The 22,649-nt window shown below is 53.4% G+C and carries 21 protein-coding genes and 1 tRNA gene; 13 read left to right on the plus strand and 9 right to left on the minus strand.

Going from position 1 to position 22,649, the window contains the following annotated elements:
- Positions 1–3 precede the first annotated feature (3 nt).
- Entirely contained in the window at positions 4–1,335 is a 1,332-nt protein-coding gene (gene argA, locus MRY16398_RS05060) for an amino-acid N-acetyltransferase (RefSeq protein ID WP_039077099.1), read from the minus strand.
- Positions 1,336–1,561: 226 nt separating this feature from the next.
- Between argA and amiC the strand changes: the two genes are divergently transcribed.
- The gene (gene amiC / locus MRY16398_RS05065) at positions 1,562–2,815 is read left to right on the plus strand and encodes an N-acetylmuramoyl-L-alanine amidase AmiC (protein WP_072039691.1); all 1,254 of its coding nucleotides are present in this window, start codon (positions 1,562–1,564) and stop codon (positions 2,813–2,815) included.
- A gap of 156 nt (positions 2,816–2,971) precedes the next feature.
- Here the strand turns inward: amiC and MRY16398_RS05070 are convergent.
- A tRNA-Met gene (locus tag MRY16398_RS05070) sits at positions 2,972–3,048 on the minus strand.
- A 204-nt stretch (positions 3,049–3,252) separates the two neighbouring features.
- Between MRY16398_RS05070 and mltA the strand changes: the two genes are divergently transcribed.
- Together mltA and tcdA are read left to right on the plus strand one after the other, a co-directional pair.
- On the plus strand, positions 3,253–4,350 hold the full coding sequence (gene mltA / locus MRY16398_RS05075) for a murein transglycosylase A (protein ID WP_039077096.1): 1,098 nt from the start codon (positions 3,253–3,255) through the stop codon (positions 4,348–4,350).
- Positions 4,351–4,513: 163 nt separating this feature from the next.
- Positions 4,514–5,326 carry a tRNA cyclic N6-threonylcarbamoyladenosine(37) synthase TcdA gene (gene tcdA / locus MRY16398_RS05080; protein WP_125123930.1) on the plus strand — a complete coding sequence of 271 codons (813 nt, stop codon included), beginning with the start codon at positions 4,514–4,516 and terminating at the stop codon, positions 5,324–5,326.
- Here tcdA and csdE read toward each other — a convergent pair.
- The gene (gene csdE / locus MRY16398_RS05085; protein ID WP_039077094.1) at positions 5,311–5,760 is read right to left on the minus strand and encodes a cysteine desulfurase sulfur acceptor subunit CsdE; all 450 of its coding nucleotides are present in this window, start codon (positions 5,758–5,760) and stop codon (positions 5,311–5,313) included. The genes tcdA and csdE overlap by 16 nt on opposite strands.
- Entirely contained in the window at positions 5,760–6,965 is a 1,206-nt protein-coding gene (csdA, locus tag MRY16398_RS05090) for a cysteine desulfurase CsdA (protein WP_108700701.1), read from the minus strand. Before csdA ends, csdE begins: the two co-directional genes overlap by 1 nt.
- A 193-nt stretch (positions 6,966–7,158) precedes the next feature.
- Between csdA and MRY16398_RS05095 the strand changes: the two genes are divergently transcribed.
- From MRY16398_RS05095 to rlmM, 4 genes are all read left to right on the plus strand, one after another.
- Entirely contained in the window at positions 7,159–7,389 is a 231-nt protein-coding gene (locus MRY16398_RS05095; protein WP_039077092.1) for a YgdI/YgdR family lipoprotein, read from the plus strand.
- A 350-nt stretch (positions 7,390–7,739) separates the two neighbouring features.
- Positions 7,740–8,654, plus strand: coding sequence for a glycine cleavage system transcriptional regulator GcvA (gcvA, locus tag MRY16398_RS05100; RefSeq protein ID WP_039077091.1), 915 nt, complete (start codon positions 7,740–7,742; stop codon positions 8,652–8,654).
- Positions 8,655–8,692: 38 nt separating this feature from the next.
- A complete protein-coding gene (locus tag MRY16398_RS05105) occupies positions 8,693–9,088 on the plus strand; it encodes a DUF423 domain-containing protein (RefSeq protein WP_039077090.1) in 396 nt (131 codons plus the stop codon).
- On the plus strand, positions 9,081–10,181 hold the full coding sequence (gene rlmM / locus MRY16398_RS05110; RefSeq protein WP_079498499.1) for a 23S rRNA (cytidine(2498)-2'-O)-methyltransferase RlmM: 1,101 nt from the start codon (positions 9,081–9,083) through the stop codon (positions 10,179–10,181). The genes MRY16398_RS05105 and rlmM overlap by 8 nt, the downstream gene beginning before the upstream one ends.
- A gap of 76 nt (positions 10,182–10,257) precedes the next feature.
- On the opposite strand, the gene xni is transcribed toward rlmM, so the two are convergent.
- The 5 genes from xni to queF all read right to left on the minus strand — a co-directional run bounded on the left by xni (position 10,258) and on the right by queF (position 16,619).
- The gene (gene xni, locus MRY16398_RS05115; RefSeq protein ID WP_039077088.1) at positions 10,258–11,013 is read right to left on the minus strand and encodes a flap endonuclease Xni; all 756 of its coding nucleotides are present in this window, start codon (positions 11,011–11,013) and stop codon (positions 10,258–10,260) included.
- A gap of 110 nt (positions 11,014–11,123) precedes the next feature.
- Entirely contained in the window at positions 11,124–12,491 is a 1,368-nt protein-coding gene (locus MRY16398_RS05120) for an L-serine ammonia-lyase (protein WP_125123931.1), read from the minus strand.
- Between the two features lie 63 nt (positions 12,492–12,554).
- A complete protein-coding gene (locus tag MRY16398_RS05125; protein ID WP_039077086.1) occupies positions 12,555–13,844 on the minus strand; it encodes an HAAAP family serine/threonine permease in 1,290 nt (429 codons plus the stop codon).
- A 446-nt stretch (positions 13,845–14,290) separates the two neighbouring features.
- Positions 14,291–15,655, minus strand: coding sequence for a nucleotide 5'-monophosphate nucleosidase PpnN (gene ppnN, locus MRY16398_RS05130; protein ID WP_039077085.1), 1,365 nt, complete (start codon positions 15,653–15,655; stop codon positions 14,291–14,293).
- A 118-nt stretch (positions 15,656–15,773) separates the two neighbouring features.
- The gene (queF, locus tag MRY16398_RS05135; protein ID WP_079498496.1) at positions 15,774–16,619 is read right to left on the minus strand and encodes an NADPH-dependent 7-cyano-7-deazaguanine reductase QueF; all 846 of its coding nucleotides are present in this window, start codon (positions 16,617–16,619) and stop codon (positions 15,774–15,776) included.
- A 70-nt stretch (positions 16,620–16,689) separates the two neighbouring features.
- Between queF and syd the strand changes: the two genes are divergently transcribed.
- The 6 genes from syd (at position 16,690) to MRY16398_RS05170 (ending at position 22,641) form a co-directional block, all read left to right on the plus strand.
- Positions 16,690–17,235, plus strand: coding sequence for a SecY-interacting protein (syd, locus tag MRY16398_RS05140; protein WP_039077083.1), 546 nt, complete (start codon positions 16,690–16,692; stop codon positions 17,233–17,235).
- Between the two features lie 640 nt (positions 17,236–17,875).
- Positions 17,876–18,205, plus strand: a complete 330-nt coding sequence (locus MRY16398_RS05150) for a YqcC family protein (RefSeq protein ID WP_039077097.1) — start codon at positions 17,876–17,878, stop codon at positions 18,203–18,205.
- On the plus strand, positions 18,205–18,987 hold the full coding sequence (truC, locus tag MRY16398_RS05155; RefSeq protein WP_039077082.1) for a tRNA pseudouridine(65) synthase TruC: 783 nt from the start codon (positions 18,205–18,207) through the stop codon (positions 18,985–18,987). The genes MRY16398_RS05150 and truC overlap by 1 nt, the downstream gene beginning before the upstream one ends.
- 17 nt (positions 18,988–19,004) lie before the next feature.
- A complete protein-coding gene (locus tag MRY16398_RS05160; RefSeq protein WP_125123932.1) occupies positions 19,005–19,454 on the plus strand; it encodes a flavodoxin in 450 nt (149 codons plus the stop codon).
- A 491-nt stretch (positions 19,455–19,945) separates the two neighbouring features.
- Positions 19,946–21,298: an MFS transporter gene (locus tag MRY16398_RS05165; RefSeq protein WP_039077080.1), complete on the plus strand. Its 1,353-nt coding sequence runs from the start codon at positions 19,946–19,948 to the stop codon at positions 21,296–21,298.
- A gap of 2 nt (positions 21,299–21,300) precedes the next feature.
- Positions 21,301–22,641 (plus strand): enolase C-terminal domain-like protein, encoded by a 1,341-nt coding sequence (locus MRY16398_RS05170; RefSeq protein WP_071194388.1) that lies wholly within the window; start codon positions 21,301–21,303, stop codon positions 22,639–22,641.
- Positions 22,642–22,649 lie beyond the last annotated feature (8 nt).

Below are 22,649 nucleotides of genomic sequence, written 5' to 3' on the forward strand. Positions count from 1 at the left end.
AACTTAGCCCAAATCTGCCATCAGCACTTTTGAACGCCGCTGATAGTTGTACATCTCTTTTTTACTTTCCGGCAGGGAATCGATATCCACCGGGGTAAAGCCGCGTTCCTGGAACCAGTGGATGCTGCGGGTGGTGAGGACAAAGAGTTTGCTCAGACCCATCTGTCTTGCCTGGGCCGCAATGCGCTCAAGCAACACCTCGCCGCGCGATGAACTGCGATAGTCCGGATGTACCGCTACGCAGGCCATTTCGCCGATTTTTTCTTCCTGGAACGGATAGAGCGCCGCACAAGCGATGGTCAGGTTATCGCGCTGAATGATAGTGAATTTATCGATCTCCATCTCCAGTTGTTCACGCGAACGACGCACCAGGATACCTTGCTGCTCCAGTGGACGAATCAGCTCAAGAATGCCGCCGATATCGTTAATGGTGGCACGACGGATCTGTTCCGCGCTCTCCATTACAATCTGCGTACCGATACCGTCGCGAGAGAATAGCTCCTGCAATAAGGCGCCATCTTCCTGATAACTGATCAGGTGGCTGCGGCGAACGCCACTGCGACAGGCTTTCATCGCGCCACGCAGGAAACGTACTGTTCCGGAGTGGTAATCGCCTTGCTCTTCCAGCGATTCGACCCGCGACTGGGCTTCGTTCGGGAACATCTCGGAGACAATCTGTCCATCTTCGTTGTAGACACCCTGCGATGAACAAAAGCCAATCATCTTTTCTGCTTTCAGTTTGATGGCCAGTTGTGTCGCAATCTCTTCCGAGGTGAGGTTAAAGCTTTCGCCAGTGACAGACACCGCAACGGGGCCGAGCAGCACAATAGCGCCGCTGTCTAACTGGCGGTGGATGGCTTCTTCATCGATACGACGGATACGTCCGCTATGGCAATAGTCAACGCCATCGTCCACGCCCAGCGGCTGGGCGATGATGAAGTTGCCGCTCACCACGTTAATGTGCGCGCCCTGCAATGGCGTATTGTTCAGACTCATGGAGAGGCGAGCGGTAATATCCAGTTGCAGCAGACCGGCGGCCTGTTTCACCAGTTCAAGCGTTTTGGCATCGGTCACACGGGTATGTTTGTGATACACCGGTTCGTGATTATGCGCAGCAAGATTGGCATCAATCTGCGGACGTGCGCCATACACCACCACCAGGCGAATGCCGAGGCTGTGGAGTAAGCCTATGTCGCTGACAATGCTGGAAAAGTTTTCATGTTCAATGGCTTCGCCACCCAACATGATGACAAACGTTTTTCCCCGATGGGTATTAATATAGGGAACAGAATGGCGAAATCCCTGTACCAGTTCGGTTCTGCGTTCCTTTACCACGGCCAACCCTCACTGCATGATTATTCGTAAATTGTGTATTTTTATTCTTTTATGGCGCTGGGTGCAAGCCATAAATTCGCCTTAGACAAAGAATAATTCCTGCGTGCCATTGCATGGATTGTGTATGTTTACCCTTTTATAGATGACAGTTTATGCGTCATTCGTTAAAGTTTTCGGTCAAATCTGACGTTTACTTAGTATTTCATCTTTTTTGCTCGGGAGAAGCATGTCGGGAAGTCAATCAAGGCTGAGCCGCCGCCGATTGTTACAAGGGGCGGGCGCTATGTGGTTATTGAGCGTGAGTCAGGTCGGTCTTGCCGCCGTCAGTCAGGTGGTGGCGGTGCGCGTCTGGCCTGCGTCAACCTATACTCGCGTGACCGTTGAGTCTAACCGTGTGCTGAAATATCGCCAGTTTGCGCTCAGCAATCCGGATCGGCTGGTTGTTGATATTGAAGACGTTAACCTGAACTCCGTTTTGAAAGGGATGGGGAGTCAAATTCGCGGCGATGATCCTTTTATCAAATCTGCGCGCGTTGGGCAGTTTGATCCAAAAACGGTGCGTATGGTGTTTGAGCTTAAGCAGGATATTAAACCGCAGCTCTTCGCCCTTGCGCCGGTGGCAGGGTTTAAAGAACGTCTGGTAATGGATCTTTATCCGGCGAATGCGAAAGATGTTCAGGATCCGCTGCTCGCGCTTCTGGAAGAGTACAACCAGGGCGACCTGGAAAAACAGGTGCCGCCAGCGCAAAGCGGGCCACAACCGGGCAAAGCGGGGCGGGATCGGCCGATCGTTATTATGCTGGATCCTGGCCATGGCGGTGAGGATCCGGGCGCCATCGGGAAATACCGGACCCGCGAAAAAGATGTGGTGCTGCAAATCGCCCGTCGCCTGCGCGCGCTGATTGAGCAGGAAGGCAATATGAAAGCTTACATGACGCGCAATGAGGATGTGTTTATCCCCTTGAAAGTGCGTGTCGCCAAAGCGCAAAAGCAGCGCGCCGACCTGTTTGTTTCCATTCATGCGGATGCCTTTAGCAGCCGCCAGCCTAGCGGTTCGTCGGTCTTTGCCCTCTCAACCAAAGGGGCGACCAGTACGGCGGCGAAATACCTTGCGGAAACGCAGAATGCCTCCGACTTAATCGGTGGGGTTAGCAAGAGCGGCGATCGTTATCTCGACCATACGATGTTCGATATGGTGCAGTCACTAACCATTAACGACAGCCTGAAATTTGGCAAAGCGGTGCTTAACAAGCTGGGTAATGTTAACAACCTGCATAAAAACAGTGTCGAGCAGGCCGGGTTCGCGGTACTGAAAGCACCGGATATTCCGTCGATTCTGGTCGAAACGGCGTTTATCAGTAACGTGGAAGAAGAGCGTAAGCTTAAGACGGCGAAATTCCAGCAAGAGGTGGCGGAGTCGATTCTTGCAGGGATTAAGGCGTACTTTGCCGATGGCGCAACGCTGGCAAGAAGAGGCTAGTGTTTTAGTCAGTATTTTATTCGAGGCGGCAACGGAATGAATCCCCCGGAGCGTACAAGGGTACGTGACTGGGGTGAATGAGGGCAGCCAACAATGGCACAGCCTGAAGGGTGAAGAATAAAAACAAAAAAACACCCTTGAGGGTGCTTATGATGTTGGTTGCGGGGGCCGGATTTGAACCGACGACCTTCGGGTTATGAGCCCGACGAGCTACCAGGCTGCTCCACCCCGCGTCCGTGGATGCGCACTATACTCCGCTAACATTTTGATGCAACCCTTTTTTAACGGAATAGCTTATTAGCGCGACATTTGTATAAAAACAGTACGATAAGGGTGTTTTTTGTACTGCATTTGCGGCAGGTTGCGCAATCGCATTTCATTCGCAGGGGCGGTTTGTTATCTTCATCACGCTCCGGATTAACCAGAAGATGAGAGAAATGAAAGGACGTTGGGCAAAATATCTACTCGCAGGCGCAATGGCAGCACTTCTCGCCGCCTGTACTTCAAAGCCGACCGATCGCGGTCAACAATATAAGGACGGGAAATTCTCCCAGCCTTTCTCTCTGGTAAACCAGCCTGATGCGACTGGCGCGCCGATTAACGCGGGCGACTTTGCCGAGCAGGTAAATCAAATCCGCAGCGCTTCTCCGCGCCTCTATTCAGGACAGAGCAACGTTTATAACGCGGTACAGCAGTGGCTGCGTGCCGGAGGCGATACCCGCACGATGCGCCAGTACGGTATTGATGCCTGGCAGATGGAAGGGGCGGATAACTACGGTAACGTCCAGTTCACCGGTTATTACACGCCGGTTGTGCAGGCGCGCCATACCCGCCAGGGCGAGTTCCAGTATCCGATTTATCGCATGCCGCCCAAACGTGGGCGTCTGCCTTCCCGCGCCGAGATTTACGCGGGCGCATTGAGCGACAGCTACGTGCTGGCCTATAGCAACTCGCTGATGGATAACTTCATCATGGACGTTCAGGGGAGCGGCTATATTGATTTTGGCGACGGTAGCCCGCTGAACTTCTTTAGCTACGCTGGCAAAAATGGTCATCCCTATCGCAGTATCGGTAAAGTGCTGATCGACCGGGGCGAGTATAAAAAAGAAGACATGTCGATGCAGGCAATCCGCCACTGGGGTGAAACACACAGTGAAGCGGAAGTGCGTGCCTTACTGGAAGAAAACCCGTCATTTGTCTTCTTTAAACCGCAATCCTACGCACCGGTGAAAGGGGCGAGTGCGGTACCGCTGATTGGCCGCGCATCCGTTGCGTCTGACCGCAGTATTATCCCGGCGGGCACCACGCTGTTGGCAGAAGTGCCGCTGCTTGATGCGAATGGCAAATTTACCGGTCAGTATGAGTTACGGCTGATGGTGGCGCTGGATGTTGGGGGCGCCATTAAAGGGCAGCACTTCGATATCTATCAGGGGATTGGCCCGGATGCCGGTCACCGTGCCGGGTGGTACAACCATTATGGTCGCGTGTGGGTGCTGAAAACCGCGCCGGGGACGGGTAACGTCTTTAGCGGTTGAGTGTGATACGCTAAAATTGGTTTTCAAGAATAACGGATTTATGGCATGACGTAGCCCCGGTAAGCGAAGCGCCACCGGGAGTTCCCTTAACTTCATCGCTCCAGGGTTGTCAGCAACATCATGGGTGAGGGATAAACCTCACCCTTTTTACATCTGAGGTCTTATGTCTGTGGTAATCAGCGATGCCTGGCGCCAGCGTTTTGGCGGCACGGCGCGTTTATACGGTGAAAAAGTGCTACAACTGTTTGCCGATTCGCATATCTGCGTCGTTGGCATCGGCGGAGTCGGTTCATGGGTTGCCGAAGCGCTGGCGCGAACAGGAATTGGCGCTATTACATTGATCGATATGGATGATGTCTGCGTGACCAATACCAACCGGCAGATTCACGCCCTGCGTGACAACGTTGGTCTGGCAAAAGCGGAAGTGATGGCGCAGCGTATTTCGCTGATTAACCCGGAGTGTCGCGTCACCGTGATTGACGATTTCGTGACGGCCGATAACGTCGCCCAGTACATGGCGGCCGGTTACAGCTACGTGATTGACGCCATCGACAGCGTGCGCCCGAAAGCGGCGCTGATCGCCTGGTGCCGCCGCAATAAAATCCCGTTGGTGACCACAGGCGGTGCAGGCGGACAGATCGATCCGACGCAAATCCAGGTGGCCGATCTGGCAAAAACCATTCAGGATCCGCTGGCGGCAAAACTGCGTGAGCGCCTCAAAAGCGATTTTGGCGTGGTCAAAAACAGCAAAGGCAAACTGGGCGTGGATTGTGTTTTTTCCACCGAAGCGCTGGTTTACCCGCAGGCAGATGGCTCAGTGTGCGCGATGAAAAGCACGGCAGAAGGGCCAAAACGGATGGATTGTGCGTCAGGTTTTGGCGCCGCGACCATGGTGACCGCCACCTTTGGTTTTGTGGCGGTGTCCCATGCACTGAAAAAAATGATGGCAAAAGCGGAGCGTCAGGCAAGCGCCTGACGTGCGGCATCCTGCACGGCGGCCGCCAGGGCCGCCAGCCCCTGATTACGTGAAGCACTTAGCTCCGCGCGCAATCCCAGTTCGTCAAAGAGTGCCAGCGGATCGCCTGCCAGCAAGACCTGTGGCAGCTTGCCTTCGATGGCCGTCAGCAGCACGGCCAGCATACCGCGAACGATTCGACCCTCGCTGTCGCCAAAAAAGTGCAGCGCGCCGTTTTCTGCGGCTGTACACCCCAGCCAGACACGGTTTTCACAGCCTGCGATTTCTCGCGCCTGCGCTTTCAGTTCGTCGGAAAGCGAGGGTAACTGTTTGCCCAGCAAAATTAGCTGACGGTATTTATCTTCCCACTGTTTAAGAGGAAGAAAGGTCTGGCGTAGCGTCTCTTCGGTAATGGAATGGCCAAAGGGATGCCCGGCAAATGCGGCATTAATCATCAATCCACCAGTAAATCTAAGGCGCGGTCAACGGCGTCAACCAGCGCGTCCACATCATGTTGGGTATTATAGGGTGCAAAAGAGGCGCGAAGCGTCCCTTTTACCCCAAGCGCCGCCAGCAGCGGTTGTGCGCAATGTTGCCCGGCCCGCAGGGCAATGCCATAACCCGCCAACAGAGTGACCATATCGCTGTGGTGTACACCTTCAAAATCGAAGGCCAGCAGGCTGGAATCCTGGCAGCGGAAAGAGCGAAAGCCCGCCCGTTTTGCGAGCGCGTCTTCGGCAAGCGTCGCCAGGCCACGGCTGTAGCTTTCCGCCTGGGCGATATCAACACCGTTAAGCCACTCCAGCGCCGCGCCGAGGCCAATCACCCCGGCCACGTTTGGCGTACCCGCCTCAAGTTTGTACGGCACAGGCTGCGTCTGAAAACCGTCAAATGTCACTTCGGTAATCATTTTGCCGCCGCCTAACCACGGTGACATGACATCCAGCAGATGCGATTTACCGTACAGCACGCCGATGCCCGTTGGGCCATACAGCTTATGGCCGGAAAAGGCATAAAAGTCGATGTCCAGACGCTGAACATCAGCCGGGAAATGCACGACCCCCTGTGCGCCATCCACCACCACGACCATGCCAGCCTCATGCGCAATAGCGATAGCCTGCTCCAGGTTCGGACACCCGCCGGTGACGTTCGACATCTGCCCCAGAGCGAGAATGCGGCTTCGTGGAGTAATAAGCTGTAGTAATTGACTGATATCCGGCAGGTTATCCACTCCCAGCGGCAGCTTAATCACGCGTGCGCCGGTCTGTTCTGCGACCATCAGCCACGGAACCAGGTTGGCATGATGCTCGGCTTCGCTGACGATGATTTCATCCCCGGCATTCAGGCGAGGGCGTGCATAGCTTTGCGCCACCATATTGATGGCTTCGGTGGTGCCGCGCGTCCAGACGATGTTCTTACCCGACGGAGCATTAAGCAGCGTCGCCACCTGATCGCGGGCAGACTCGTAACGCGCTGTCAGTTTTTGCGCTTCGGCAAACTGGCTGCGGTGAACGTTACCGGCGCTCAGGCTATAAAATTGCTGCGTTGCATCGATGACCGCCTGCGGTTTTAACGCTGTGGCGGCGCTGTCCAGATAAATACCGGCATCGGCGAGCGCGGGAAACTGGGCGCGAAACTGCGCCGGGTTGAAAGCGTTCATGGTATTCCTCGTATCAATCTGTTGATCGTCGCGCAAATTCATCCCCGGAGCAAGGAGGTTGATAACCATCGGAATTGTCTGTTTGTCCAGGCAACCTTCTGTAAGCAGGTTATGCTAATTACTGTTAGATGGATGTTTAAGCCTGTCAGTTATTGAGGTTTATTTAGCATTAATTGCTATGAGGAGAAAGAAGATGAAAAAGACTGCTGCAATTATTTCTGCCTGTTTGTTTACTTTTGCACTGAGCGCCTGTTCCGGTCCTAACTACGCCTTACATACCAATGACGGGCGTACGATTGTCTCCGACGGGAAACCGAAAACTGACGATCAAACCGGTATGATTTCGTATAAAGATGCCAACGGCAATGAACAGCAAATCAACCGTAGCGATGTGAAAGAGATGGTTGCGCTGGAGAAGAAATAACGCCGTTTTTCGGGCAAAAAAAAGCACCGCAATCTTGCGGTGCTACATTAATCACTATGGACAGACAGGGTAAATGTACAGGAAGTGAAAAAGGGTAGTCTCGCTACCGTGGCCTGAATTTCAGACCAATTGCAAACACAACAACACAACATCACAACCGTAAGCCAAAAGCCCTTCAGAACACGCATTCCAAAAAAAGCTTCTCGTTCCGGCTCAGGAAGTGCCGCCACTATAGGTATTTGCTGGTAGAAGCTCAACGGACAAATTATAATGGCTCAGATAAAAAAAACTAATAGGTTACGCATTGTTTCCTGTTTGTTAAAACGCCTTAACATCTAAGCCTGATAACCATGTCCAAGCGATTACCACCCCTTAATGCATTACGTGTTTTTGATGCTGCGGCGCGCCATTTAAGTTTCACGCGCGCGGCAGATGAGTTATTTGTGACGCAGGCCGCAGTAAGCCACCAAATCAAGTCTCTCGAGGATTTTCTGGGGCTCAAATTGTTTCGTCGGCGTAATCGTTCTCTGCTATTAACCGAGGAAGGGCAGAGTTATTTTCAGGATATTAAAGAGATATTTTCCCAACTGACCGAAGCGACGCGTAAACTCCAGGCCCGCAGTGCTAAAGGGGCGTTGACGGTCAGTTTGCTGCCCAGTTTTGCCATTCAATGGATGGTACCCCGCCTCTCTAGCTTTAACTCAGCTTATCCGGGAATCGACGTTCGAATCCAGGCTGTAGATCGCCAGGAAGACAAACTGGCGGATGACGTCGACGTGGCCATTTTTTATGGTCGCGGCAACTGGCCGGGATTGCGTGTTGAAAAATTGTACGCGGAATATCTGTTGCCGGTCTGTTCACCGTTATTATTAACCGGTGATAAGCCCTTGAAAACGCCAGCGGATTTGGCTCAGCACACCCTGTTGCACGATGCGTCTCGCCGGGACTGGCAAACTTATACGCGGCAATTGGGTCTTAATCTTAACGTTCAGCAGGGACCTATTTTTAGCCATAGCGCGATGGTGCTACAGGCGGCAATCCATGGACAGGGGATCGCACTGGCCAACAATGTGATGGCACAGTCCGAAATTGAAGCAGGCCGTCTGGTCTGCCCTTTTAATGATGTTCTGGTCAGTAAGAACGCGTTTTATCTGGTTTGTCATGACAGCCAGGCAGAACTGGGTAAAATAGCCGCCTTTCGACAGTGGATCCTGGCAAAAGCGGCAAGCGAGCAGGAAAAATTTCGTTTCCGCTACGAACAATAATTGTACGCGCGGTAAGCGCATGACTTTAGGGTACGCACATGACCAGCCGTTTCATGTTGATTTTCGCCGCAGTGAGCGGTTTTGTTTATGTTGCGCTGGGAGCATTCGGCGCACATGTTTTAAGTAAATCGATGGGCGTTGTTGAGATGGGCTGGATCCAAACCGGCCTCAACTATCAGGCATTCCATACGCTGGCGGTTCTGGGGCTGGCGGTGGCGATGCAGCGTCGTATCAGCATCTGGTTTTACTGGAGTAGTGTATTTCTGGCCCTGGGCACGGTGTTATTTAGCGGCAGTCTGTATTGCCTGGCGCTTTCGCATCTGCGCCTGTGGGCGTTTGTCACCCCTGTTGGCGGCGTCTGCTTCCTGGCAGGATGGGTGTTAATGTTTATTGGTGCAATCCGTCTGAAACGTAAGGGCGTTGTTCATGAATAAAGTTGTTTTACTGTGCCGCCCTGGTTTCGAGAAAGAGTGTGCCGCAGAAATTACCGACAAAGCCGGGCGCCGCGAGGTGTTTGGTTTTGCCCGCGTCAAAGAGAACGCGGGCTATGTCATTTTCGAATGTTATCAGCCTGAAGACGCAGACAAGCTGGCGCGTGAACTGCCGTTCAGCTCGCTCATCTTCGCCCGTCAGATGTTTGTGGTCGGCGAGTTATTACAGAATCTGCCGCCAGAAGATCGCATTACTCCGATCGTGGGGATGTTGCAGGGTGTCGTGGAGAAAGGCGGTGACTTACGCGTTGAAGTGGCTGACACCAACGAAAGCAAAGAGCTGATGAAGTTCTGCCGCAAATTCACCGTGCCGCTGCGTGCGGCGCTGCGTGAGGCGGGCATTCTGGTGAACTACGAGACGCCGAAGCGCCCGGTGGTGCATGTGTTCTTTATCGCGCCGGGCTGTTGCTATACCGGGTACTCTTACACCACCAATAATTCACCGTTTTATATGGGCATCCCGCGTCTCAAGTTCCCTTCTGATGCGCCGAGCCGCTCAACGCTGAAACTGGAAGAAGCTTTCCATGTGTTTATCCCGGCCGATGAGTGGGACGAGCGCCTGGCGAACGGTATGCACGCTGTGGATCTGGGGGCTTGCCCTGGCGGCTGGACCTATCAACTGGTCAAACGCAATATGTGGGTTGTCTCCGTGGATAATGGTCCGATGGCGCAAAGCCTGATGGATACCGGCCAGGTGACCTGGCTGCCGGAAGATGGCTTCCGCTACCGTCCAAACCGCAATAACATTTCGTGGATGGTCTGCGACATGGTGGAAAAACCAGCTAAAGTGGCCGCGCTGATGGCGCAATGGCTGGTTAACGGCTGGTGTCGTGAAACCATTTTTAACCTCAAGTTGCCGATGAAAAAGCGCTACGAAGAGGTGCAGCAGAACCTGGCGTATATTCAGGAACAGCTTCAGGCGCACGGCATCAATGCCGAGATCCAGGCGCGCCAGCTTTACCATGACCGCGAAGAGGTGACGGTTCACGTCCGTCGCTGGTGGGCTGCGGTGGGTGGGCGTCGCGACGAGCGCTAAGCGTTTCCCATATAACTGACCTGCCTGGCAGGTCAGTTTACTTTCCCGCTTTTACAGACTAAACGCCGGTTGGTGGCTACCGGGAAAGACGCAACTGCTGTAAATTGCCATCAATATGAATATCCGTTTGCAAGCGCGAGATATCGCGGCAGACAAAGGCCATCTCTTTATGCTCTTCGAGCTTCTTGCGCCACTTCTCTGGCACCTCATCCAGACGGGCATACAGACCCTCCAGATCCTGAAAGTCGGTCAGCAATTGTGCCGCGCTTTTCGGGCCAATCCCCGCGACCCCCGGTATTTTTGAACTGCTGATACCCGCAAGGCCCCAGTAGTCGGGGAGTTGTTGGGGTGAAACGCCGAACTCGCTGGCGATAAAGGGGGCATCCAGCCAGCGTTTCTGAAAGTAATCGCGAATGCGGATGCCCGGCTCCAGAAGCTGGCAGTAGCCTTTATCCGTGGAGACAATGGTGGCCTGATGTCCTGCATTTGCTACTTTGCAGGCGAGCGTAGCGGCCAGATCGTCGGCTTCGTTACCCGGCGACACCCAACTTTGTACGCCGCGCTGAGCAAAAGCGGCACGCAGGTCCGGCATCTCATCATGCAGGGTTTCCGGCATTGGCGGCCTTCCGGCTTTGTAATCGGGCAGCATCTGGTGCCGCCAGCTTTGGTTGCGGGCCTCATCGTCAAACACGGCGACCGCGTGGGTAGGCTGGCTGTGGAGTATCAGCTGATCCAGCGCGTGCTGGCAGGTGTTGACGCAGGGCGAACCCTGAACCGCGTGAATACGTCGAATAAGGTTGAGTGCGTCAACAATAAGCAGATGGATAGCCACCGTTCCCTCCAGGCCATGATACAGGCGTTCAGGGTAACATTGACGGGGCCGGGAGACTATCCGCAGCAGGGGATTCGGGAAGACGCCTCGCAAAACGAGGCGCCGGATGATTAATCGCAGGCGACGATTTTCATCGCCAGACCACCACGCGAGGTTTCGCGATATTTGGCATTCATATCCTTGCCCGTTTCGTACATTGTCTCGATAACTTTATCCAGGCAAACACGCGGCTCGCTGGTCCGGCGTAGCGCCATCCGCGCGGCGTTGACCGCTTTTACCGAGGCGATGGCGTTACGCTCGATGCAGGGCACCTGCACTTGTCCGGCCACAGGATCGCAGGTCAGGCCAAGGTTATGCTCCATGCCGATTTCTGCGGCGATACATACCTGGGCAGGGCTTCCACCGAGCAGTTCAGCCAGCCCGGCGGCGGCCATGGAGCAGGCGACGCCAACTTCGCCCTGGCAACCCACTTCCGCGCCGGAAATTGAGGCGTTCATTTTATAGAGCGAGCCAATGGCACTGGCGGTCAGCAGATAGCGCGCCAGCGAATTGGCGTTGACCTCACGGATAAACTTGTCGTAGTAGGCCAGTACCGCCGGGACAATGCCGCAGGCACCGTTGGTTGGGGCCGTCACCACGCGCCCGCCTGCCGCGTTTTCTTCATTAACAGCCAGCGCGAACATGTTAATCCAGTCGACCACCGCCATCGGGTCGCTGGTGGTTTTATCGCTGCTTACCAGCAGACGGCGCAATGCCGCCGCCCGGCGCGGAACACGCAGTTTGCCTGGCAGCACACCTTCGGTGGTGATGCCGCGTTCAATTCCACCGCGCATGACGTCCCAGACGGCGGAAAGATGCGCCTCCAGCTCTGCCTTGCCGTGCAGCGCCAGCTCGTTTTGCATCATCAGGCCGGAAAGAGAGAGTCCGCTTTCGCGGCAGTGTTGTTGGAGGTCCGCAGCCGATTTGTACGGGTAAGGTACGGCGACAGGGGCGTCACTGCTCTGACCAAAGTGAGTTTCATCAACAATAAAGCCGCCGCCGATAGAGTAATAAGTCTGGCTGTACAGCACGTTTTCACCGTTCAGGGCGGTGATGCGCATCCCGTTTTCATGCAACGATAAATTATCTGCATGGAAATTCATGCACTTATCAACCGGGAACTCCACTTCATGGGCGCCGTTTGCCAGTAGCAGCCGTCCGTGGGTATTAACGTCCTGAATAAAGTCAGGAATGGCGTCGATATCCACCGTGTCCGGCAGATTTCCCGCCAGCCCCATAATGATGGCGATATCCGTATGGTGACCTTTCCCGGTCAGTGAGAGGGAACCGTAAACATCCACCACAACGCGGGTGACGTTTTGCAGCATGTCGCGTGCGATCAGGTCGTCCGTGAACTGCTTACCGGCTTTCATTGGCCCAACGGTGTGGGAGCTGGAAGGGCCAATACCGATTTTAAAAATATCGAATACGCTGATCATGATGCAGTATCCATGGCTAAAAAGATCAGGGAAAAGCGCCGCCGTGCTGACGGCGCTAAGGGATTAGCTGAACAGAGAGAAGAAGATGGCGGAGATAGCGATAAGACCCATTACAACAACAAAGATGTTGCTGATATGGCCGCTGTATTTACGCATGGCCGGTACTTTATGAATGGCGTACATCGGCATCAGGAACAGAATCATCGCGATAATCGGGCCGCCCAGGGTTTCGATCATGCCGAGAATGCTCGGGTTCAGCGTCGCAACGGCCCAGGTGGTTACCAGCATAAACAGCGCGGTAATTTTGTTCAGTTTGTTGATTTCGATGGATTTACCTTTACCGCGCAGGGATTTAATCACCATCCCGTTAAAGCCTTCACGCGCACCCAGATAGTGGCCGAGGAAGGATTTGGTAATGGCGATAATCGCGATAATCGGTGCCATCCAGGCGATGATCGGTGCGTTAAAGTGGTTTGCCAGGTACGACAGAATGGAGATGTTCTGTGCTTTTGCCGCCGCCAGGTCTGCCGGGGAGAGGCTCAGTACACAACTGAACACGAAGAACATCACGGTCAGTACCATCATGATGTGCGCGTAAGAGAGAATGCGCGAACATTTACGTTCGGCTTCCACGCCATACTCTTCGCGTTTTGCGACTGCGAAAGAGGAGATAATCGGCGAATGGTTAAAGGAGAAGACCATCACCGGAATCGCCAGCCACAGCGTCATCCACAGCCCATTGCCTGATGCACTTGCGCTGCTCAAAGAGAGAGTATCCAGCGCGCTGGTGCTCCACTGTGGAATCAGGTACAGCGCCAGCATCATCAGTGCCACCACGAACGGGAACACCAGAATACTCATCGCTTTGACGATCATTTGCTCACCGAAACGTACGATGGTCATCATGCCGACGATCAGAATCAGCGACAGGATTGCGCGCGGCGGCGGGGTTAAGGCCAACTGGTGGGTCATAAAGCTTTCCACCGTATTGGTAATCGCCACGCTGTAGACCAACAGGATTGGGTAGATAGCAAAGAAATAGAGCAGGGTAATCAGCTTACCGGCGCCTTTACCGAAATGTTCTTCTACAACTTCGGTGATGTCTTCCCCTGGGTTTTTACCTGAGAGGACGAAACGGGTCAGGCCGCGGTGGGCGAAGAAGGTCATTGGGAAGGCGAGAATCGCCATAATAATCAGCGGGATCATCCCACCTACGCCCGCGTTAATCGGCAGGAACAGAACCCCTGCGCCAATGGCGGTGCCATACAGTCCGAGCATCCACATGGTGTCCGTTTTACGCCATGCGCTTCGGGTCTCGATTGAAGCAACGGTGCCGGTTTGAGTCGTTTCCATCTAATATCTCCAGGGAAAGTAAATGCCGCTTTTTGGTCAAATCCAATGCCAAAGAACACGGCGGTAATACGAAATTCTGCGCTTTTACGGTTTTTTTATAATTTCATCTCGTAACTATTGGCGGGCGGCACGATACATTTATGTTATGGATGGATCAGTGATCCCGATCGCAAATGCAATAATCCACTTTTTATACGGTTATTGTTGGGGTAAAGCTCTGCGAACAGATCGCCGCATGAAATTTATGGGCGCGAAGGCTATCATTGGCGGGATTCACAAGCAAAGTATGTAAGTTAAAACGCGATAAAAGGCCTGCCTGATTTGCGTGTTTTAGCGTTTTATCAGCATTAATATAGGTTTTATGAATATTTATATGTGGCGTCAGAGCGACGCAAACGATTGGCTGGCCAGGAAAAAGAGAGGGCGACATAGGCCGCCCTTATGGTTCAGGTGCAGATTTCGTAGCAAGGAATGTAGGCCGAGCCCGGCAGCTTCATACGGTGCTGAGCGACGAAGCCTTGCAGTAAATCATCCATACGACGCATCATGTCGCGGTCGCCATGAATTTTGTACGGTCCGTATTTTTCAATGGCCTGGATACCCATTTCCTTCACGTTACCGGTGACGATGCCCGAGAAGGCCCTGCGCAGATCGGCTGCCAGAACTTCCACGGGTTGGTCAGGATACAGTTTCAGGTTCGCCATGTTTTCGTGCGTCGGTTCGAACGGTACCTGCAGATCCGGCGCAATACGAATTGACCAGTTGAAGCTGTAAGCATCGCCGGTTTCGCGACGATTCTCTTTCACCTGCGGCATGGCTTTTTTCATCAGGCGGGCTACTTCGGCAGCGTCGTTAATGACGATGCGATAGTGGCGACGTGCGCTTTCTCCCAGCGTATTGACGATAAACTCATCCAGCACGCGGAAATAGTCTGCGCTTTCTTTCGGCCCGGTAAGGATCAGCGGCAACACCTGATCTTTGTTGGCCGGGTTCATCAAAATACCCAGCAGATAAAGCAGCTCTTCTGCTGTACCCACCCCACCCGGGAAGATAATGATGCCGTGGGCGATGCGGACAAAGGCTTCCAGACGTTTTTCAATGTCCGGCATGATGATCAGTTCGTTGACCAGCGGGTTAGGCGGCTCAGCAGCAATGATCGAGGGTTCGGTCATCCCGATAAAACGCCCATCTTTATAGCGTTGCTGCGCGTGCCCCACCGCCGCGCCTTTCATCGGCGCTTCCATCGCACCTGGACCGCAACCGGTGCAGATGTTCAGTTCGCGCAAGCCCAACTGGGTGCCGACGCGGCGCGCATACAGGTATTCCGTTTCGTTGATGGAGTGACCGCCCCAGCACACGACCATGTTCGGCGCTTCACCAACGTGCAGCGCGCGGGCATTGCGCAAAATGGAGAAGACCAGGTTGGTTATATGAATTGAATCTTCAAGATTCAGATGCTGGAGTCGCCCGGCGCTGTGAATTTGTCCATTCACAAACAAAATATCGCGCAGGACGGCGAAGAGGTTTGCCTGCAACGCGCGAATAATACGCCCGTCGACAAACGCATCTTCTGGCGGGTTAATAAGCTCCAGTTTTACGCCGCGTTCACGGCGTAAGACGTTGATATCAAAACTTTCATAACGAGAGAGCAGCTCTTTGCTGTTATCAGTCAGACTTCCGGAGTTAAGTACTGCGAGTGAACAGTTACGAAACAGTTGATACAGGTCGCTACTGGCCGTGCGTTTCAGCATGTCGACTTCCAGTTGCGACAACATATCCATCGAGCCAAGCGGGCTAATATGTGTAATCAAGTGAACTCCTTACGGGATGAAAATTGTATCTTCCCTGATGATTACAATAGCCTCGGGTTATGACGTTTAACAACCTGCCGCGATGAATCTCCCTCGCAGATAGCAAAAAATTGTGTGTTTACTGGCGAACCAGACGCCCGGTTGCGGGAATAAACCGGGTATTTGTGCGCCACGGGTTGATATCCAGCCCACCACGTCGGGTGTAACGGGCGTAAACGCTTAAGCTTTCTGGCTGACAAAAACGCTGAATGTCGGTAAAGATGCGCTCGACGCACTGCTCATGAAATTCATTATGATGACGGAAGGAGACCAGATAACGCAGCAGCTTTTCCCGGTCGATTTTCGGACCACGATACTGGATTTGCACGGAGCCCCAGTCGGGTTGGTGGGTGATAAGACAGTTCGATTTGAGCAGATGGCTAACCAGCGTCTCTTCCACCACTTTGCCGCTCGCCGCGTCAGTCAACAGTGCCGCGTCGAAGTCGTAGTTATCAATCACGATATCCTGGTCATCGATGCAGGTGCCGTGGAAGTGGGCAATAGGCTGGCCTTCAATTTCATCGAGCCGGTATAGCGCGACGGAAACCTCGCCTTGCGCGCAGGCGCTAAGATCGCGCTCAAGCGTCTCACGTACCTCATCCCAGCTCGCGAAGCGGGTCTGATTAAAACTGTTAAGGTAAAGCTTAAAGCTTTTTGACTCCACCAGATTGATGCTGGCGTAGTTTAACTCCACATGGCCGACCGCCACCTGCGGCAGACCGTTGGCGTTAAGCCAGGAGAGTTCATAGAGCGTCCAGATATCTGCGCCCTGGAAGGGGAGATTCTCTGCTTTTAATCCCAGCGGATCGCGGTTCAGGCTGCGGGGAACACCTTGCAGCAGGCTGGCGTCGTAGCGATCGCGGTAGTCGGTGGTTTTGCCAAGCGTCAGGCCAGACAGCGCCTGGTGGTTATCATAGGAAGACATGTTTCATCGCCATATTTACGGGTACACTAATAGGCAAAGTGTATCCTGGCTTAGATAAAGAGAGAAAGCGGTGGAAAAAGAGATAGCCCTTGCCCTGAAAGCGTTTACTACGCGCTATTGCGATGCATGGCAGCAGTCATACGGTACCTGGCCGCAAAGTGAAGAGCTGTATGGCGTGCCTTCACCGTGCATTATCTCCTCGACCGATACCCTCGTCACGTGGCAGCCGCAGCCGTTTTTACCGGAGCAAAATGTAAACGCGATTGAACGCGCGCTGGATATTATGGTACAACCTGCGCTTCGCGTGTTTTACACCACACAATTTGCCGGGGATATGCAAGCGACATTCCGTGGGGAAACGCTTACACTACTGCAAACCTGGAGCGCTGACGATTTCCAGCGAGTTCAGGAGAACCTGATTGGCCACCTGGTCACCCAGAAAAGACTTAAGCTTTCGCCTACACTTTTTATTGCTACTCTGGACAGCGACATTGATGTGATTTCGCTGTGTAACTTGAGCGGTGAAGTCATTAAAGAAACATTGGGCACCCGCCAGCGTACGGTTCTTTCCTCAGATCTTGCGGACTTCCTCAATCAACTTGAGCCTGTTCTGTAATCTTTATTGCTATTCCTCTTGTGAGAGATCTCTTACAAAGCTTGTGAGAGATCGCCTGCTTGCTTTCCTATGGTCTACGTCTCTTTGTTAGTTTTTGATAATAAAATCAATAAATTGAAAATAATAACCTTAGTTAAATTATAGTTAGCAGGGGAAATATTTGCCTTAGGCGCACTTGTAAGACGAAGAGGAATGGGTAATTCTATCTGCGTCGACAAGGAGTCGCACACTGAAACGAACATCAGGATGATGTTGTTTCGAGACGGGATACACCAGGATGGTGCTTCACGGACAGGCTTCTGGATGAAGTAAAAGGGAAAATGCAGGAACGCATTAAAGGACACCTCCAGGAGGGAGAACGAGAGCCGGTCAGGATGTTCGGTGGATCAGGAAGATCAAGGACACGCTTTACGGATGAGGCTAATCCACATCGGGGTGGTGTGGGCAGGATGCGCTAGTTTAAGGATGAACAAGGGTCAGGAGACCCGCAGGAAAAGTTGTCAAGGATGAGCAGGGAGCACGAAAAGTAGCTGGATTGCTGCGAAACGAACCGGGAGCACTGTTTTTACAGTGCTCCCTTTTTTTATTTCTCGCTACAGATGCTATCCTGCGCGCCAGTTCGTTTGTTATCGAGGTTTTCATGACGCTTCCTTCCCGCGTGCGCCAGCAATTACAGCTTATCGAGGCGCTGTTACGTGAGCATAACCAATGGCAGTCCGTTGCGCCGGATGCCAGCGTGTTCAACAGTACTCAACCTTTCTGTATGGATACCCTCGAACCGTACGAGTGGCTGCAATGGGTGTTGATTCCCCGCATGCACGCCTTGCTGGACGGTGAGCATCCGCTGCCTGAATCCTTCGCCATTGCGCCTTACTATGAAATTGCGCTCGAGGCGACGCATCCCGCGCGTGATGTCATTCTTGTGCAATTGCAAGAGCTCGACGCGCTCTTCTCAAATGATGATGCCTGATGCTTGAGATTATCTATCAGGACGAATGGCTGGTTGCGGTGAATAAACCCTCAGGCTGGTTGGTACATCGAAGCTGGCTTGATCGGGATGAAAAAGTGGTGGTGATGCAAACCGTCCGCGACCAGATAGGCCAGCATGTCTTTACTGCGCATCGTCTCGACAGACCAACCTCCGGTGTATTGCTGATGGGGCTGTCGAGCGAGGCGGGGCGTCTTCTGGCGCAGCAATTTGAGCAGCACCAAATTCAGAAGCGCTACCATGCGATCGTGCGCGGCTGGCTGATGGACGAGGCGGTGCTGGATTATCCGCTGGTTGAAGAGCTGGATAAAATCGCGGACAAATTTGCCCGGGAAGATAAAGGCCCTCAGCCAGCGGTGACGCATTATCGCGGGATGGCGGCGACCGAAATGCCGGTGGCGACCAGTAAATTTCCGACCACACGTTACGGCCTGGTGGAACTGCTCCCACAAACCGGGCGTAAGCATCAGCTCCGTCGCCATCTCGCCCATTTACGCCATCCGATTATCGGCGACAGCAAACACGGTGATTTGCGTCAGAACCGCAGTGCGGCAGAACATTTTGGCTGTAACCGACTGATGCTCCATGCCAGTCAGTTAACGCTCACTCACCCCTTTACCGGCGAACCGCTGACGCTGCATGCCGGGCTGGATGATGTCTGGATGCGGGCGTTGTCGCAGTTTGGCTGGCAGGGGCTTCTCCCTGACAATGAAAGGGTTGAGTTTGTCTCGCCGTGCGGTCAGGATGGCGGGATTCACATTTAACGCAAGGAGTGAGCACCATGGCGGAAGTCGGAATTTTCGTTGGCACCATGTACGGCAATGCGTTGCTGGTGGCCGAAGAGGCACAAACGATTCTGGGCGAACATGGGCACAGCGCTACGGTATTTGAAGATCCGGAACCTGCGGACTGGGATGCTTATAAAGATAAGTATGCGCTGGTGGTGACATCAACGACCGGGCAGGGTGATTTGCCGGACAGTATTGTGCCGTTGTTTCAGTACATTCGTGACAAAATCGGCTATCAGCCAGCGCTGCGTTATTGTGTGATTGCCCTGGGCGACAGCACCTATACAAATTTCTGCGGTGGCGGAAAACAGTTTGACGCGTTATTGCAGGAACAAAGTGCGCAGCGCGTGGGAGACGTTTTGCTGATCGATGCCAGCGAGGATCCCGAGCCTGAGTCGGTTTCTAACCCGTGGGTGGAACACTGGGCGACATTGTTAAAATGAGGTTTTGCCCTCCCCCTACAGGAGGGCAACCCCCTTATCTGGCGGTAAGCGGTAAAATAGCGACGCGGCACATTATGCGGCAACTGAATCGAGTAAGCATTGGGCGTTTGCCAGTAAAAACCCTCTTCTCCTGAGGGGTAAAAAGTGCATTTACACTGCGTCAAGCGATGCGTTTCACATTATTCAAAACAGGCTGACTTTTAACCAAATGTTAGCGCCTCAACTTTTCATTTCCGTGAGTTAGTCCCCATCCCCCTGGGCTTTTGCAAGAAACCTTCATGCCGTGACCACACAATGTTGTGTTGTTGCACGGTGAGTGTTCAGGTACCCCTTTTTATACTTTTCCCGCAAGTTAAAAAAACGCAGTACGCAGGGAATAGCGACCCGGCAGTAAAACTGCAAAAAACACAAATACATCATTCGGTTCACCCCTACAGGTTGTCCTGTTCCGGATGAATGTACATGAACATTTATGCTTCGGGAGTACAACAATGAGTACATTAAGCCAAGCAGCGAGCAGCGCTGAAAAGCGTACCAATGCTCGCTACTGGATAGTGGTGATGTTGTTTATCGTCACATCCTTCAACTACGGTGACCGCGCCACGCTGTCAATCGCCGGGTCAGAAATGGCCAAAGATATCGGCCTTGATCCAATCGGTATGGGTTATGTTTTCTCCGCGTTTTCCTGGGCCTATGTTATAGGGCAGATTCCGGGTGGCTGGCTGCTTGACCGCTTCGGTTCCAAACGTGTTTATTTCTGGTCCATTTTCATTTGGTCCCTGTTTACCCTGCTGCAAGGGTTTGTCGATGTATTCAGTGGCTTCGGTATCATCGTTGCGCTGTTCACCCTGCGCTTCCTGGTAGGGCTGGCCGAATCGCCATCCTTCCCTGGTAACAGTCGCATCGTCGCGGCCTGGTTCCCGGCACAGGAAAGGGGGACGGCAGTCGCGATTTTCAACTCCGCACAGTACTTCGCAACGGTAATTTTCGCCCCGATTATGGGTTGGTTAACCCATGAGGTGGGTTGGTCGCACGTGTTCTTCTTTATGGGTGGTCTGGGTATCGTTATCAGCTTCATTTGGCTGAAAGTGATTTACGAACCGAACCAGCATCCGAAGGTGAACAAGAAAGAGCTCGAATACATCGCAGAAGGCGGCGCACTGATCAACATGGATCAGAAAAGCGGGAAAGCGAAAGTCCCGTTCAGCGAAAAATGGGGTCAAATCAAGCAACTGCTTGGCTCCCGTATGATGATTGGTGTTTACCTGGGTCAGTATTGCATCAATGCCCTGACATACTTCTTTATCACCTGGTTCCCGGTTTACCTGGTTCAGGCTCGCGGTATGTCTATTTTGAAAGCGGGTTTTATCGCGTCCATCCCGGCAATTTGTGGATTTGCGGGTGGTGTGCTCGGCGGGATTATCTCTGACTGGTTAATGCGTCGTACGGGCTCTCTGAATATTGCACGTAAAACCCCCATCGTACTTGGCATGTTGCTCTCTATGGTGATGGTGTTCTGTAACTACACCGACGTTGAATGGATGATTATCGGTTTCATGTCCATGGCGTTCTTCGGTAAAGGCATCGGTGCGTTGGGCTGGGCTGTTATGGCCGACACGGCGCCGAAGGAAATCAGCGGTCTGAGCGGTGGTCTGTTCAATATGTTCGGTAACATCTCCGGTATCGTTACCCCGATTGCTATCGGTTACATCGTTGGGACTACAGGCTCGTTTAACGGCGCGCTGATCTACGTTGGTATCCATGCCCTGGTGGCAGTACTGAGCTACCTGGTATTGGTGGGAGATATCAAACGTATCGAATTGAAACCTGTCACAGGACGATAATTATGAGTACGCAAGCAAGCCCCGTCATTACAGATATGAAAGTCATTCCGGTTGCCGGTCATGACAGCATGTTATTGAACATTGGCGGTGCGCATAACGCTTATTTCACACGTAACATCGTGGTACTGACAGACAACGCCGGTAACACCGGCGTTGGCGAAGCACCGGGTGGGGAAGTGATTTACCAGACGCTGGTGGATGCTATTCCGATGGTGCTGGGGCAGGAGGTGGCGCGGCTGAACAAAGTGGTTCAGCGCGTTCATAAGGGTAATCAGGCGAGCGATTTCGATAATTTTGGCAAAGGCGCATGGACGTTTGAACTGCGCGTTAATGCCGTGGCCGCACTTGAAGCCGCACTGCTCGATCTGTTAGGTAAAGCGCTGAACGTGCCGGTCTGCGAGCTGCTGGGGCCGGGCAAACAGCGTGATGCCGTAACCGTCCTGGGGTATCTGTTCTATATCGGTGACCGCACCAAAACCGACCTGCCATACCTTGATAAAACCGATGGCAATCACGACTGGTACCGTCTGCGTCATCAGGAAGCGATGAACAGCGACGCGGTTGTGCGTCTGGCCGAGGCGTCTCAGGACCGTTACGGTTTTAAAGACTTCAAACTGAAAGGCGGCGTGCTGCCGGGCGAGCAGGAAATTGACGCGGCCCGCGCCCTGAAAAAACGCTTCCCGGATGCGCGTATCACCGTGGACCCGAATGGCGCATGGCTGCTTGATGAAGCCATTGAACTGTGCAAAGACCTCCAGGATGTATTGACCTACGCGGAAGATCCGTGTGGCGCAGAGCAGGGCTTCTCCGGGCGTGAAGTGATGGCGGAATTCCGTCGCGCCACCGGTCTGCCCGTTGCCACCAATATGATCGCCACTAACTGGCGTGAAATGGGCCACTCTGTAATGCTGAATGCGGTAGACATCCCTCTTGCGGACCCGCACTTCTGGACGCTCTCCGGGGCGGTACGTGTGGCGCAACTGTGTGATGACTGGGGTCTGACCTGGGGTTGCCACTCCAATAACCACTTCGATATTTCACTGGCGATGTTCACCCACGTTGGCGCGGCGGCGCCGGGTAATCCGACGGCCATCGACACCCACTGGATCTGGCAGGAAGGCGAGGCGCGCCTGACGAAACAGCCGCTGGAAATCAAAGGCGGGCAGATTGCGGTACCGGATGCCCCGGGGCTCGGCGTGGAGATTGACTGGGCGCAGATTGAAAAAGCCCATGCCATCTACAAAAGCCTGCCAGGCGGTGCGCGTAACGACGCAGGTCCGATGCAGTACCTGATCCCCGGCTGGAAATTTGACAGAAAACGCCCGGTATTTGGACGTCAGTGACAGAGTAA

It is taken from the genome of Phytobacter sp. MRY16-398 (assembly GCF_003925915.1).
Taxonomy (GTDB): domain Bacteria; phylum Pseudomonadota; class Gammaproteobacteria; order Enterobacterales; family Enterobacteriaceae; genus Phytobacter; species Phytobacter diazotrophicus.